The sequence below is a fragment of the Chromobacterium sp. Beijing genome, assembly GCF_021496765.1.
In the GTDB taxonomy this organism is placed as follows: Bacteria; Pseudomonadota; Gammaproteobacteria; order Burkholderiales; family Chromobacteriaceae; genus Chromobacterium.
Genome location: NZ_CP053750.1, coordinates 4,378,326 through 4,391,727 on the forward strand (window position 1 = coordinate 4,378,326; position 13,402 = coordinate 4,391,727).

The window sequence follows — 13,402 nt, forward strand, 5'->3', positions numbered from 1 at the left end:
CTGCATTCTGCGGCATGGAACGGGCCGCGGCCATGATTCGGCTCAAGCAAGGCGAGCCTTCCGCCGGGCGGGAGCGGTAGAATGCAGGATGAAGGCTTGTCCGCCCCGGTTGTTCTTGATACCGCGTAGGGCCTCAGAAAACAAGTGCGATATTGGACTGTTCCAGTTACCGGATTGTTGCATCGATTACGCGCGCAGGGAGAGTGAATGCAAGCCCCGTTTGAAGTGAAAAGCCTGGATTTGAGGGACGCCGCGCTGGCCGCGCGCGCCTTGGATCTGCAATTGGCCGCCCACCGCCTGGAGGCGGAGTGGCTGTCCTATCCGCACCTGCCCGTGCTGTGGGCCGATCTGGCCGCGGCGCGGGCCTGCACCTACGCGGTCTGGGGCGCGTTCGAGGGCGAGAGCCTGCGCGGCCTGCTGGTGGCCTCGCGCCGCGAGGACGGCGGTCTGCATATCGAAAGAGTGGTGGTGGATCCGCAACAGCTGCGCGCCGGCTGGGGCTATCGCCTGCTGAACCGGGCGCTGGTGGGCGAGGGCGAGGTCAGCGTGGACACCGCCGAGGTCAATATCGCCGCGTTGTCCTTGTACCGCAAGGCCGGTTTCGTCGCCGAGCAGCGCTGGTCCACGCCGGACGGCTTGATGTTGTGGCGTTTGAATTATCAGCCGGCCCCGCCGCCTGCTTTGCAATTATTGGAAGACGGCTGGCTGGACGGCGCGCGCCGGCTGCCCTCGCCCAATCATGATGAACGCGGCGAGGGCATGGCGCCGGAACTGCTGGTGATCCACAACATCAGCCTGCCGCCGTATCGCTACGGCGGCTTGGGCGTGGAACAGCTGTTCCAGAACCGGCTGAATCCTGACGAGCATCCGTTCTACGCCGAAATCCAGCACCTGCGGGTGTCGTCCCATTTCTTCATTCGTCGGTCCGGCGAGCTGCAGCAGTTCGTGCCGGTGACGCGGCGCGCCTGGCATGCCGGCGTGTCCAGCTGGCGGGGGCGTGAGCGCTGCAACGATTTTTCCATTGGCGTGGAGTTGGAAGGCTGCGATTTCGAGCCGTTCAGCGAGGCGCAATACCGGACGCTGCAAGCGCTGGCGCGGGCGTTGCGGAGCAAGCTGCCGCTTAGCGCCGTCATCGGCCACGAGCACATCGCGCCGGGGCGCAAGACCGATCCCGGCCCGTTCTTCGATTGGGCGCGGGCGGAGGCGGACAGCGGCCTGCAACGCTAGAGTCAGGCGCGAAAAAGCCGGACAGGCAGGGCCGGTCCGGCTTGGGAGCGGGGCGGTAGGGCTTACAGCTCGACTTGCGCGCCCAGCTCCACCACCCGGTTGGTCGGCACCTGGAAGAAGTCGGTGGCGCGCATCGCGTTTTTGCTCATCCATACGAACAGCTTTTCGCGCAGGCGCGACATGCCCGGACGCTCGGTGGACACGATGGTTTCCCGCGACAGGAAGAAGGACGTGTCCATCAGCTCGAAGGCCAGGCCCTGGGCGGTGCAGTCTTCCAGCACCTGCAGCACGTTCGGGTCTTCCTTGAAGCCGTAGCGGGCCACCACGCGCCAGAACGAAGCCGACATCTGCACGATCTCCAGTCTGTCCTCTTCCGCCACGTAGGGCACGTCTTCGGTGCGTACCGTCATCAACACCACCCGCTCGTGCAGCACCTTGTTGTGCTTGAGATTGTGCAGCAGCGCGTGCGGCACGCCGTGCAAGGTGCTGGTCAGGAACACCGCGGTGCCTTGCACCCGCGTCGGCGGATAGGCTTCCAGGTTCTCGATGAAGCTGTCCAGCGGCAGCGCCTGGTCGCGCAGGCGCGTGAACAGCAGCTCGCGGCCCTGCTTCCAGGTGCTCATCAGGGTGAAGATCACCATGCCCAGCACCAGCGGCAGCCAGCCGCCGTCGGCCACTTTATGGATGTTGGCGCTGAAGAAGCCCAGGTCTATGGTGGCGAACATCAGGGTGACGCCCAGCGCCAGCGGCAGCGGCCAGCGCCAGTTGACCCGGGCCACCACGAAGAACAGGCAGGTGGTGATCAGCATGGTGCCGGTGACGGCGATGCCGTAGGCGGCGGCCAGGCTGGACGAAGTCTTGAAGGTCAGCACCACCACCATCACCGCGATCAGCAGCGCCCAGTTGATGAAGGGCATATAGATCTGGCCGATCTCTTTTTCCGAGGTGTGCTGCACTTCCAGCCGCGGGCAGTAACCCAGCTGGATGGCCTGGCGGGTCAGCGAGTAGGCGCCGGAAATCACCGCCTGCGACGCGATCACCGTGGCCAGCGTCGCCATCACGATCAGCGGCAGCAGCGCCCAGTCCGGCGCCAGCAGGAAGAAGGGATTCTTGATCGCCGCCGGGTTTTGCATCAGCAGCGCGCCCTGGCCGAAATAATTCAGCGCCAGGCCGGGCAGCACCAGGCTGAACCAGGCGCGGCGGATCGGCGAGCTGCCGAAATGGCCCATGTCGGCGTACAGCGCCTCGGCGCCGGTCAGCGCCAGCACCACCGAGCCCAGGGTCAGGAAGGAGCCCCAGCCGTTGTGGCCGATGAAGTGCAGCGCGTGGTAGGGATTGAGCGCCTGCAGCACTTGCGGCGCTTGCACGATCTGGTGCAAGCCGAGCAGACCCAGCACGGAGAACCAGACCAGCATGATGGGGCCGAACAGCAGGCCGACGCTGGCGGTGCCGAAGCGTTGCAGCAGGAACAGGCCGGTCAGCACGCCGATGGCCATCGGCAGCACATAGCTTTCCATCGCCGGCGAAATCAGCTCCATGCCCTCGGCGGCGGACAAGACCGACACCGCCGGGGTGATGATGGCGTCGCCGTAGAACAGCGCCGCGCCGAACAAGCCCAGCAGCACGATCTTCCAGCGCGCGGCGTGAGTGGTGTAATGCCGGGCCAGCGCCATCAGCGCCATGATGCCGCCTTCGCCGCGGTTGTCGGCGCGCAGCACGAAAGCCACGTACTTGATGGAAACCACGAAAATCAGCGACCAGAAGATCAGCGACAAGATGCCGAAGATGTTTTCCGGGGTGGTGGGGATGCCCTGGCCGGTGAAGCATTCGCGCAGGGTATACAGCGGGCTGGTGCCGATGTCGCCGTATACCACGCCCAAGGCGGCCAGGGTCAGGCCAGCCATGGCCTGTTTGTTGTGATCCTGCATAAGCATCCAATGGAATTGTTCGTCACCGTATATTGCTGCACAGCAATATCGGTGGTTCTTGAGCGCGCAGATTACTCCAGAGGTCTGGGTAAGCCAAGCAAAGGCCGCGCAAGAGCCGAGATGTGTTCTCGTAAAACGACAGAGTCCGGGCTGTCTGCTTGCGCGGCGGCCGCATCTGGGGTAGCCGGCGGGGGGCGGGACACGCATCTTTATAGCGCAAATCGGCGATGCCGGCGCAAGGCTTGGCCGCGAGGCGCGGCAAACGCTACAATCAAGCCCTCAATTACACCGTATTGCCAAGGACGCATCATGCGCGCATCGCAGTTTTTCATTTCCACCCTGAAGGAAGCCCCCGCCGACGCCGACATCGCCAGCCAGAAACTGATGATGCGCGCCGGCTTCATCCGCAAAGTGGCCGCCGGCATTTACTCCTGGATGCCGATGGGCCTGCGCAGCGTGCGCAAGGTGGAAAACATCGTGCGCGAAGAGATGAATCGCGCCGGCGCAATCGAAGTCAGCCTGCCGGTGGTGCAACCGGCCGGCCTGTGGCAGGAAACTGGCCGCTGGGACAAGATGGGCGAGGAGTTGCTGCGCTTCAAGGACCGCCATGAGCGCGATTTCGCCTTGCAGCCCACCGCCGAGGAGCTGATCACCGACATCGCCCGCAACGAGCTGCGCAGCTACCGCGCGCTGCCGAAGAACTTCTTCCAGATCCAGACCAAGTTCCGCGACGAGCGCCGTCCGCGCTTCGGCGTGATGCGCGGCCGCGAGTTCACCATGAAGGACGCCTACTCCTTCGACCGCAGCGCCGATGCCGCCGGCGTCAGCTACGACAATATGTACGCCGCCTACTGCCGCATCTTCGACCGCCTGGGTCTGAGCTACCGCGCCGTCGCCGCAGACACCGGCGCGATCGGCGGCGACCGCTCGCATGAATTCCAGGTGATCGCCGACACCGGCGAGGACGCCATCGTCTACTGCCCGGGTTCCGACTACGCCGCCAACATCGAACTGGCCGAAGCCGTGGCCCCGGCCGGCGAACGCGCGGCCGCCGGCGCGGCCATGGCCAAGGTGCACACGCCCAAGGTCAAGACCATCGCCGATCTGGTGGGCTTCCTGAACGTGGACGTCAAGCAGACCGTCAAGGCGGTGGTGGTGGACGGCGACGAAGATCAGCCGGTGCTGTTGCTGGTGCGCGGCGACCACGAGCTGAACGAAGTCAAGGCGGAGAAGATCGCCGGCATCAAGAAGCCGCTGACTTTCGCCTCGCCGGCCGCGATCAAGGCCGCCTTCGGCGCCAATCCCGGCTCGCTGGGCCCGGTGGGCTTCAAGGGCCGCGTCATCGCCGACCGCACCGTCGCCAAGATGGCCGACATGATTACCGGCGCCAACGAGGACGATCAGCACTACACCGGCGTCAACTTCGGCCGCGATTGCGCGGAGCCGGAAGTGATGGACATCCGCAATGTGGTGGCCGGCGACGCCTCGCCGGACGGCAAGGGTGAGCTGGCGATCCAGCGCGGCATCGAAGTGGGCCATGTGTTCTATCTGGGCACCAAGTACTCGGAAGCGATGAACGCCACCTTCCTGGACGAGGACGGCAAGCCCAAGCCGTTCGAGATGGGCTGCTACGGCATCGGCGTCACCCGCATTCTGGGCGCGGCGATCGAGCAGAACTTCGACGACAAGGGCATGATCTGGCCGGACGCCATCGCGCCGTTCGCCCTGGTGATCTGCCCGGTGGGCTATGACCGTTCCGCCGAGGTGAAGGCCGCCGCCGACGCCTTGTACCAAGGCCTGCTGGCCAAGGGCGTGGACGTGATCCTGGACGACCGCGGCGAACGCCCGGGCGCGATGTTCGCCGATTGGGAACTGATCGGCGCGCCGCATCGGGTCACCATCGGCGACCGCGGCCTGAAGGAAGGCAAGGTCGAGTACCAGCACCGTCGCGACGCGGAGGCCAGCGCGCTGGCCGCCGATGCTATGCTGGAACAAGTGCTAGCCAAACTGGGACTGTGACCGTCTTATGATCCGATCCGGCATCGTCGTATTGTTGGCCGCGCTGGCAGCGATGCCGGCGTGGGCCGGCGCGCAGAAGGAAGAGGCGCTGGCCGCCAACGTCGCTTCCACCATGCGCCGTTCGGTGTCGGACGCCAATGCGCCGCGGCTGGTGTTCGACGACCAGCGCGAGGCCGACGCCTGGCTGGGAGAGATGTCCAGCCGGCTGGCCAAGCGGATTCCGGATAAATGGACGCGCGAGCGTCTGCTCACCGCCATCCATTACGAGGCCACCCGCGCCGGCCTGGACCCGCAGCTGGTGCTGGGCCTGATCCAGGTGGAAAGCGGCTTCAACAAGTACGCGATCTCCGGCGCTGGCGCGCGCGGGCTGATGCAGGTGATGCCGTTCTGGGTGCGCAGCATAGGCAATGCGCAGCACAATCTGTTCGACCTCACCACCAATCTGCGCTACGGCTGCACCATTCTGCGTTACTACCTGGATATCGAGCGCGGCAATCTGTTCCGCGCGCTGGGCCGCTACAACGGCAGCCTGGGCCGCGCCGAGTATCCCAATCTGGTGATGGGGGCCTGGAAAGGCCGCTGGCACTGGGTGGCGCCGCTGCCGGTGAAAACGGCGGCGGCGGGCGCCGCGCCGCCGCTGCTGCGCTGAAGCGCGGATGCAAAAAAAAACCGGCTCTGGAATCCAGGCCGGTTTTTTTGTCCGCTCAGCGCGGCAGGCTACAGGAGGGCGCGCGCATTTCAATCCTCCTGGGTTTGCAGCATCTTTTTCAGCAAGCGCGCCAGCGTGGCGCGTTCTTCCGCGTCCAGCATCTCGATCAACTCGGCCTCGGCCGACAGATGGTTGCCGACGGCGTCCTCGATCACCTCGAAGCCCTTGGGCGTCAGCGTCACGATCACGCCGCGGCGGTCGCCCGGGTCCGGCGAGCGGGTCACCAGGCCGGCTTCTTCCAGACGATTGATGCGGTTGGTCAGCGCGCCGGAGGAAATCAGCACCATGCCTTGCAGTTGATTGGGGGACAGCTGGAACGGCTCGCCGCCGCGGCGCAGCGCGGCCAACACGTCGAATTCGCCGACATTCAGATTGTGGCGCGCCAAATCGTGCAGTACGCGGCGGGTGACGAAGTACTCCATTCGCACAATGCGGCCGACCACTTCGGTGGAGGACGGGTCCAAGTCCGGGCGAACCTCGCGCCACAGGGCCACGATACGGTCAATCTGGTCTGGTGCTTGTTGCATCACTGACGGTTCCTGATGTGTGGGTGACAACTGGATGACTACCGGGCGCAGAGATTAGCACGGCTTGAAGTTAGTTTATCTTCACGTGAAATAATAGTCTTCAGTCATCACCCGCACCAGCGGGAAGCGCGCTTACTGACGCATGCTGACCGCCAGCCGGTTGAAGGCGTTCATCAGGGCGATGGCGAAGCTCAGGTCCGCCACTTCTTCCGGGCTGAAGTGTTCCTGCAAGGGCAGATAGTGCTGGTCCGGCGCCTGGGTGACGGCGATGTCGGTCAGCGATTCCGCCCATTCCAGCGCCGCGCGCTCGCGGGCGCTGTACAACTCGCTGACGCGCCAGCCGGCCAGAGAATCGATGCGTTCATTGCTTTCCCCCCGGGCGCGCAGGGCCGACGCGTGCATTTTCAGGCAGAAGGCGCAGCCGTTGATCTGGGATACGCGCAGGTAAACCAGCTCGATCAAGGGCAGGCCCAGGCTGCTGTGCTGCAGGCTGGCTTTGACGCTGGCCAGCCCTTGGTAGGCGGCGGGGGACAGTTGGGTGTAGGGCAGGCGCAGAGACATGGCAATTCCTTTCAAGAGAGAGTCGCAGCGGCGAGCTGCAAGGCCAGTCTAGGCAAAAATCATTTATGTAAATAGACTTAAAATATCGAATTCAAATTCCAAAAATGAAATCATGCTGGATGATCTGCAGTTATTCGTGAGCATTGTCGACGCCGGCAGCCTGAATGCCGCCGCCCGGCGGCTGGGCGTGCCCACCGCCACCCTGTCGCGGCGCTTGCAGGCGCTGGAGCGGGAATTGGGCTGTCGCCTGCTGCACCGCAGCGCGCGGCGGATGGAGCTGACGGCGGAAGGCGGGCAGTACTACGAGCAATGCCGGCCCTTGCTGCAATCGCTGAGCCAGACCGCCGCGTCGCTGGCCGATTCGCTGCACCAGGTCAAGGGCGTGCTGCGGGTGCTGTCGCCGCTGAGCCTGGGCAACGACGTCCTGGTGCCGGTGTGGCGGCGGATGCTCAGAGACTATCCGGACTTGCGCTTGGAGCTGCATCTGAACAACGCCATCGACGACCTGCTCAGCGGCATGGCGGACCTGGCCTTGCGGGTAGGGGAGCAGCCGGACTCCAGCTTGAACCAAAGACGGCTGGGCTGGGTGCGCACTTTGCTGGTGGCCGCGCCGGCCTATCTGGCGGCGCAAGGCGAGCCGCGGACGCCGGAGGCGCTGGAGCGTCACGCCTTGCTGGTGGCGGAGCCGTTCGAGCGCTGGCATTTGCGGCGCCGGGACGACGGCGCGGAATGGGAGTTGCCGCCGCCGCGGCTGCGGGTCAACGATATGCTGCTGCCGCGCCGCTTGGCCGAGGCCGGCGTCGGCATTGCCGTCTGTCCCCATAGCCTGTGCCACCGTCAGTTGGCGGAAGGCGGCTTGCGGCAGGTCTTGGCCGGCTGGGAAATGCCGGCGCAGCCGGTGTACGCGGTATGGCCGCAACGGCGTTATCCGCCGGCGCGGGTGCGGGTCTTGCTGGACGTTCTGGCGGAGTTCGCCGAGACAGAGCCTTTGCTGGCGCGGGCTTAGTCAGCCCGGCGTGGGCTCGCCGCGCCGCTTCTTGCCCGGATGCGGCGGCTTGGGCAGCACGATCTGCCGGGTGCCGGCCAGTCTGTCGTGCAGGAAGAGTTTGTCGCGGTCGTAGAACTTGGCCAGGAAGGGCACAAGGCACCAGCTCAGCGCCAGCCACAGCGCCTGCGGCTGGTGGCCGTAGGCATTGGCCCAGCCTAGGTAGGACACCGCCGGCATGCCGACGAACAAGGTCAGGCCGATCAGGTAGCGCGCCGCCGCCTGCTTCCAGACAATGCCGCCGCCGCGGGCGTTGACCAGCTTGATGCGCCAGGTCTTCATCGCCACGGTCTGGCCGCTGCGCACCCAGCAATAGCCGAAGTAGCCGAATAGCGCGACGGCGAGCACACCTTTCAGCAGGGCCTTGAACAGCGGCCCCTGGCCGATCAGCGTTTGCAACGGGGTCAGCGCCGCGGTGACGGTGAGCAAGAGCGCGGCGACCAGCAGCAATTCGTAGAACAGGCTGGCCAGGCTGCGTTTCAGTGTCGGAGGAGTCAGGGCGGGGGCGTCAGCGGGAGGCATCTTGGGCTTTATGTTGTTGTTGCAGGCGCTGGATGGCCTGCCGGCGTTGTTCGGGCGGCATCTGCTGCAAGGCTTTCCAGTTGGCGCGGATTTCGTCGCGCTGCTGCTGGCTCAGCTCGGACCAGGCTTTCAGCTTCTGTTGCACGCGCTGGCGCTGGGCCTCCGGCAGCTGTTGGAAGGACGGCACGATGGCCAGCAGATTCTGCTTTTTATACGGCGCGTAGCGGTCCCATTCCGTGGCCAGCGGCGCCAGCACCTGTTGCTGTTCCGCGCTCAACTGCGCCCAGCTGGGGTTGGCCGGCGGGCTGGCCTTGGCCGCCGGCGTCAGCAGCCCGCTCAGGCACAGGGCAAGCAGCAGGCGGCGGCCGCTATTCATGCAGGCCTCGGCTGAAATGCGGTTCCAGCAAGGCTTCGAAGGGCAGATCCTGCGCCAGCAGCGCGGCGTCCACCGCTTCTTCCTCCAGCAGCAGGTCTTCGGCCAGCATCATGCCGGCGCCGGTCAACAGCGCGAAGCCCAAGGCCAGGCCGCCGCGGCGGAGCGACAACACATGGCGTTGAGCCCACAGGCCCAGCCGCTCGCGCGGGGGCGCGGCGCCGGGGGAATGGGCGTCGAAGCGGCTCAGCGCGCGTTCGCGCGCCTGGCGCAGTTTGCGTTCCAGCGCGGGGTCGAGATCGTCGCTGGCGTGATCCAGCACGCGGGACACATGGCCGGGCAGGGGATTGGAAGGTTTCATAGCGTCACTCCCTTTTGCGCGAGGATGGCGGCCAGCGTGTGATTGGCGCGCGAGCAATGCGTTTTCACGCTGCCTTCCGAGCAGCCCATCACGCGCGCGGTGGCGGCGACATCCAGACCCTCCCAATAACGCAGCAAAAAGGCCTCGCGTTGACGGGCGGGCAGCAACTGCAGCGAGGCCTCGATCAACACGGCGGTTTCCTTGCGCGCGCACCACAGTTCGGGGTTGCTGTGCGCCTCGTCAGCGGCCACGTCCAGCACTTCCAGCGGGTCCGGGCCGTCCTCCTCCTCGCGGGCGGGGATCAGCGAAGACAGCAGCGTACTGACGAAACGGCGCGCCTTGCTGCGGCGGTAGAAATCGCGGATGGTGTTTTGCAGGATGCGCTGGAAGATCAGCGGCAGTTCCGCCGCCGGGGCGTGCGGATAGCGATCCGCCAGTTTCATCATCGAGTCCTGCACGATATCCAATGCGCTGTCTTCGTTCTGGACCGAATACCACGCCTGCTTGAAAGCGCGTTTCTCCGCCGACTCCAGGAAGTCGGCCATTTCCTCGCGGCTAGCCATCGGGTGAGAGTTTGAGTTGATGCCAACAGAAGATGGTAGCAGAGCGCCGCCGATTCGGCCAAGCCTGATTTTTTTCCTGAATTTACCGAGGCTTAGACGCATATTGCACCTGCACAAAAGCACTTGACCGGTTTCAAAGCAATACGCTAAGGTCGTCCGATACGGGATGAAACTAACGCAAAGACAAGAGGCGATATGCAGATATCGGGCGCGGAAGCGGTTGTCCGCTGCCTGCAGGAAGAAGGTGTCGAATTTGTTTTCGGCTACCCCGGCGGCGCGGTGCTGGAAATCTACGATGCCATTTTCCGGCAGGACAAATTCAAACATGTGCTGGTCAGGCATGAGCAGGCGGCGGTGCATGCCGCCGATGCCTACTCCCGTTCCAGCGACAAGGTGGGCGTGGCCCTGGTCACCTCCGGCCCCGGCGCGACCAATGCCGTGACCGGCATTGCCACCGCCTATATGGACTCCATCCCCATGGTGGTGCTGTCCGGCCAGGTGCCGTCTCCGGCCATCGGCCTGGACGCCTTCCAGGAAGTGGACATGGTGGGCATCACCCGCCCGTGCGTGAAGCACAACTTCCTGGTCAAGGACGTCAATGAAATAGCCGCCACCATCAAAAAGGCGTTCTACATCGCCAAGACCGGTCGTCCCGGTCCGGTGGTGGTTGACATCCCCAAGGACATCACCCAGCAGCGCACGGAATTCCAATACCCGGAAAGCGTGCATATCCGCTCCTACGTGCCGGCTACCCGCGGCCACCCGGGGCAGATCAAGAAAGCGGTGAACCTGCTGTTGGAAGCCAAGCGCCCCTTTATTTACGTGGGCGGCGGCGCGGTGCAGGGCAATGCCGCCGGCGAAGTGACCGAGCTGGTCAAATCGCTGGGCCTGCCGTGTACCAACACCCTGATGGGCCTGGGCGCCTATCCGGGTTCCGATCCGCAGTTCCTCGGCATGCTGGGCATGCACGGCACTTATGAAGCCAATATGGCGATGCAGTACTGCGATGTGCTGGTGGCCATAGGCGCGCGTTTCGACGACCGCGTGATCAGCGTGCCCTCGCACTTCCTCAGCCAGCCGAAGAAGATCATCCACATCGACGTGGATCCGTCCTCCATCTCCAAGCGGGTGAAGGCGGACATCCCCATCGTCGGCGACGTCAAGCATGTGCTGAAAGACATGCTGGACCTGCTGAAGCAATCCGGCCAGAAGCCGGACGCTCAAGCCCTGGCCGGCTGGTGGAAGCAGATTGAGGAATGGCGCGGCCACAACTGTTTGCTGTACACCCCGTCCACCGAGCTGATCAAGCCTCAGTACGTGGTGGAGAAACTGTACGAAATCACCGGCGGCAAGGCCATCGTCACATCCGACGTGGGCCAGCACCAGATGTGGGCGGCGCAGTACTACAAGTTCGACAATCCCAAGCAGTGGCTGAACTCCGGCGGACTCGGCACCATGGGCTTCGGCCTGCCTGCGGCGATGGGCGCGCAACTGGCCAATCCGGACGCCACCGTCGCCTGCATCACCGGCGAGGGCTCGATCCAGATGAACATCCAGGAACTGTCCACCTGCAAGCAGTACCACACCCCGGTGAAGGTGCTGGCGCTGAACAACCGCTACCTGGGCATGGTGCGCCAGTGGCAGCAGTTCTTCTACGGCACGCGCTATTCCGAATCCTATATGGACGCCTTGCCGGACTTCGTCAAAATCGCCGAGGCTTACGGCCATATCGGCTTCAAGGTGGAAGACCCCGCCGACGTGGAGCCGGTATTGAAGGAGGCGTTCAGCCAGAAGCTGAAGGAGCGGCTGGTGTTCCTGGATTTCCGTACCGACCAGTCCGAGAACGTGTTCCCGATGGTGCAAAACGGCAAGGGCCTGGACCAGATGGACCTGCCCGAGCACATGAGCGAGGTGCAGAACGTGCCCTTCGAGAACAACCGTGACTACGGCAATATGTGTTGAGGCCAGCCGGTATGCGACATATCCTATCCATTCTTCTGGAAAACGAAGCGGGCGCATTGTCCCGCGTGGTGGGCCTGTTTTCGGCCCGTGCCTACAACATCGATTCGCTGACAGTGTCCACGACCGAGGACCCGACGCTGTCGCGCATGACTATCGTCACTCACGGTTCCGACGAAGTCATCGAGCAGATCACCAAGCAGCTCAACAAGCTGATCGAGGTGGTCAAGGTGATAGACCTCAATGAATCCGAGCACATCGAGCGCGAGCTGATGCTGATCAAGGTCCGCGCCACCGGCAAGGACCGCGAGGAGATGAAGCGCATGGCCGACATCTTCCGCGGACGCATCATCGACGTGACGGAAAAGACTTACACCATCGAGCTGACCGGTACGAGCGAAAAGCTCGGCGCCTTCATCGAGGCGGTGGACCGCACAGTGATCCTGGAAACGGTCCGTACCGGCGCATCCGGCATTGGTCGGGGTGAGCGGGTTCTGAAAATCTGAAGCAGGCGGGCGCCGGCCAAGGGCCGGGCCGCCTAAACAAACGAAATCAAGGATTGCAAATGAAAGTTTTCTACGACAAAGACGCTGACCTCTCCATCATCAAGGGCAAGAAAGTCGCCATCATCGGCTACGGTTCCCAGGGCCACGCCCATGCGCAGAACCTGAAAGACTCCGGCGTGGACGTCGTGGTGGGCCTGCGCAAGGACGGCGCTTCCTGGAAGAAGGCGGAAGCGGCCGGCCACAAGGTCAAGGAAGTGGCCGAGGCGGTGAAGAAGGCCGACGTGGTGATGATTCTGCTGCCGGACGAATCGCAGCCGGACGTCTACGGCAAGGACATCGCGCCCAATCTGAAGAAGGGCGCGGCGCTGGCCTTCGCCCACGGCTTCAACATCCATTACAACCAGATCGTGCCGCCGGCCGACGTCGACGTGATCATGGTGGCGCCGAAAGGCCCGGGCCACACCGTGCGCTCTGAATACCTGAAGGGCGGCGGCGTGCCGACCCTGATCGCGGTCTATCAGGACAAGTCCGGCAAGGCGCGCGACGTGGCGCTGTCCTACGCGGCGGCCAACGGCGGCACCAAGGGCGGCGTGATCGAGACCAATTTCCGCGAGGAAACCGAGACCGATCTGTTCGGCGAGCAGGCCGTGCTGTGTGGCGGCGCGGTGGAGCTGGTCAAGGCCGGCTTCGAAACCCTGGTGGAAGCCGGCTACGCGCCGGAAATGGCTTACTTCGAGTGTCTGCACGAGTTGAAGCTGATCGTCGACCTGATGTACGAAGGCGGCATCGCCAATATGAACTACTCGATCTCCAATAACGCGGAGTACGGCGAGTACGTGACCGGCCCGGAAGTGGTGACCTCCGCCACCAAGGACGCGATGAAGAAGGCGCTGTACCGCATCCAGTCCGGCGAATACGCGAAGATGTTCATCCTGGAAGGCAAGACCAACTATCCGAGCATGACCGCGCGTCGTCGTCTGACCGCTGATCACCCGATCGAGAAAGTGGGCGCCGAGCTGCGCGCGATGATGCCGTGGATCGCCAAGAACAAGCTGGTGGACCAGTCCAAGAACTGAGTCCGCGGGCTGCCGCATTAAGCAAA

General features: G+C 64.2%; 14 protein-coding genes and 1 pseudogene. 8 read left to right on the top strand and 7 right to left on the bottom strand.

Going from position 1 to position 13,402, the window contains the following annotated elements; translation table 11 throughout:
* Positions 1-207: 207 nt before the first annotated feature.
* Together HQN78_RS20385 and ampD are read left to right on the top strand one after the other, a co-directional pair.
* Positions 208-633: pseudogene (locus HQN78_RS20385) on the top strand (GNAT family N-acetyltransferase); the annotation flags it as partial.
* A 6-nt stretch (positions 634-639) separates the two neighbouring features.
* On the top strand, positions 640-1,227 hold the full coding sequence (ampD, locus tag HQN78_RS20390; RefSeq protein ID WP_235089876.1) for a 1,6-anhydro-N-acetylmuramyl-L-alanine amidase AmpD: 588 nt from the start codon (positions 640-642) through the stop codon (positions 1,225-1,227).
* Positions 1,228-1,289: 62 nt separating this feature from the next.
* Here ampD and kup read toward each other — a convergent pair whose 3' ends face one another.
* Complete coding sequence (kup, locus tag HQN78_RS20395; protein ID WP_107801010.1) at positions 1,290-3,155, bottom strand: low affinity potassium transporter Kup; 1,866 nt, start codon at positions 3,153-3,155, stop codon at positions 1,290-1,292.
* A gap of 309 nt (positions 3,156-3,464) precedes the next feature.
* On the opposite strand from kup, the gene HQN78_RS20400 reads away from it, so the two are divergent.
* Complete coding sequence (locus tag HQN78_RS20400; protein WP_235085872.1) at positions 3,465-5,174, top strand: proline--tRNA ligase; 1,710 nt, start codon at positions 3,465-3,467, stop codon at positions 5,172-5,174.
* A 7-nt stretch (positions 5,175-5,181) separates the two neighbouring features.
* Complete coding sequence (locus HQN78_RS20405; RefSeq protein WP_107801008.1) at positions 5,182-5,823, top strand: lytic transglycosylase domain-containing protein; 642 nt, start codon at positions 5,182-5,184, stop codon at positions 5,821-5,823.
* 89 nt (positions 5,824-5,912) lie between these two features.
* On the opposite strand, the gene HQN78_RS20410 is transcribed toward HQN78_RS20405, so the two are convergent.
* Both HQN78_RS20410 and HQN78_RS20415 read right to left on the bottom strand, forming a co-directional pair.
* Positions 5,913-6,410: a MarR family winged helix-turn-helix transcriptional regulator gene (locus HQN78_RS20410; protein ID WP_107801007.1), complete on the bottom strand. Its 498-nt coding sequence runs from the start codon at positions 6,408-6,410 to the stop codon at positions 5,913-5,915.
* Positions 6,411-6,542: 132 nt separating this feature from the next.
* On the bottom strand, positions 6,543-6,971 hold the full coding sequence (locus HQN78_RS20415; protein ID WP_107801006.1) for a carboxymuconolactone decarboxylase family protein: 429 nt from the start codon (positions 6,969-6,971) through the stop codon (positions 6,543-6,545).
* Between the two features lie 112 nt (positions 6,972-7,083).
* Between HQN78_RS20415 and HQN78_RS20420 the strand changes: the two genes are divergently transcribed.
* Complete coding sequence (locus HQN78_RS20420; protein ID WP_235085874.1) at positions 7,084-7,977, top strand: LysR family transcriptional regulator; 894 nt, start codon at positions 7,084-7,086, stop codon at positions 7,975-7,977.
* On the opposite strand, the gene HQN78_RS20425 is transcribed toward HQN78_RS20420, so the two are convergent.
* Genes HQN78_RS20425 through HQN78_RS20440 form a run of 4 tightly spaced genes read right to left on the bottom strand, consistent with a single transcriptional unit; the run spans position 7,978 to position 9,835 of the window.
* Positions 7,978-8,538, bottom strand: a complete 561-nt coding sequence (locus HQN78_RS20425; RefSeq protein ID WP_235085876.1) for an RDD family protein — start codon at positions 8,536-8,538, stop codon at positions 7,978-7,980.
* Positions 8,525-8,914 (bottom strand): DUF3106 domain-containing protein, encoded by a 390-nt coding sequence (locus tag HQN78_RS20430; RefSeq protein ID WP_235085878.1) that lies wholly within the window; start codon positions 8,912-8,914, stop codon positions 8,525-8,527. The genes HQN78_RS20425 and HQN78_RS20430 overlap by 14 nt, the downstream gene beginning before the upstream one ends.
* Positions 8,907-9,272: a DUF3619 family protein gene (locus tag HQN78_RS20435; RefSeq protein ID WP_107801002.1), complete on the bottom strand. Its 366-nt coding sequence runs from the start codon at positions 9,270-9,272 to the stop codon at positions 8,907-8,909. Before HQN78_RS20435 ends, HQN78_RS20430 begins: the two co-directional genes overlap by 8 nt.
* Positions 9,269-9,835: an RNA polymerase sigma factor gene (locus HQN78_RS20440; protein ID WP_235085881.1), complete on the bottom strand. Its 567-nt coding sequence runs from the start codon at positions 9,833-9,835 to the stop codon at positions 9,269-9,271. The genes HQN78_RS20435 and HQN78_RS20440 overlap by 4 nt, the downstream gene beginning before the upstream one ends.
* Before the next feature lie 195 nt (positions 9,836-10,030).
* On the opposite strand from HQN78_RS20440, the gene ilvB reads away from it, so the two are divergent.
* From ilvB to ilvC, 3 genes are read left to right on the top strand one after another with little or no spacing between them, the layout of a single operon-like run.
* Entirely contained in the window at positions 10,031-11,797 is a 1,767-nt protein-coding gene (gene ilvB / locus HQN78_RS20445) for a biosynthetic-type acetolactate synthase large subunit (protein ID WP_107801000.1), read from the top strand.
* Positions 11,798-11,808: 11 nt separating this feature from the next.
* The gene (ilvN, locus tag HQN78_RS20450; protein ID WP_019101853.1) at positions 11,809-12,300 is read left to right on the top strand and encodes an acetolactate synthase small subunit; all 492 of its coding nucleotides are present in this window, start codon (positions 11,809-11,811) and stop codon (positions 12,298-12,300) included.
* Positions 12,301-12,359: 59 nt separating this feature from the next.
* Positions 12,360-13,376: a ketol-acid reductoisomerase gene (gene ilvC, locus HQN78_RS20455; RefSeq protein WP_048407995.1), complete on the top strand. Its 1,017-nt coding sequence runs from the start codon at positions 12,360-12,362 to the stop codon at positions 13,374-13,376.
* Positions 13,377-13,402: the final 26 nt, after the last annotated feature.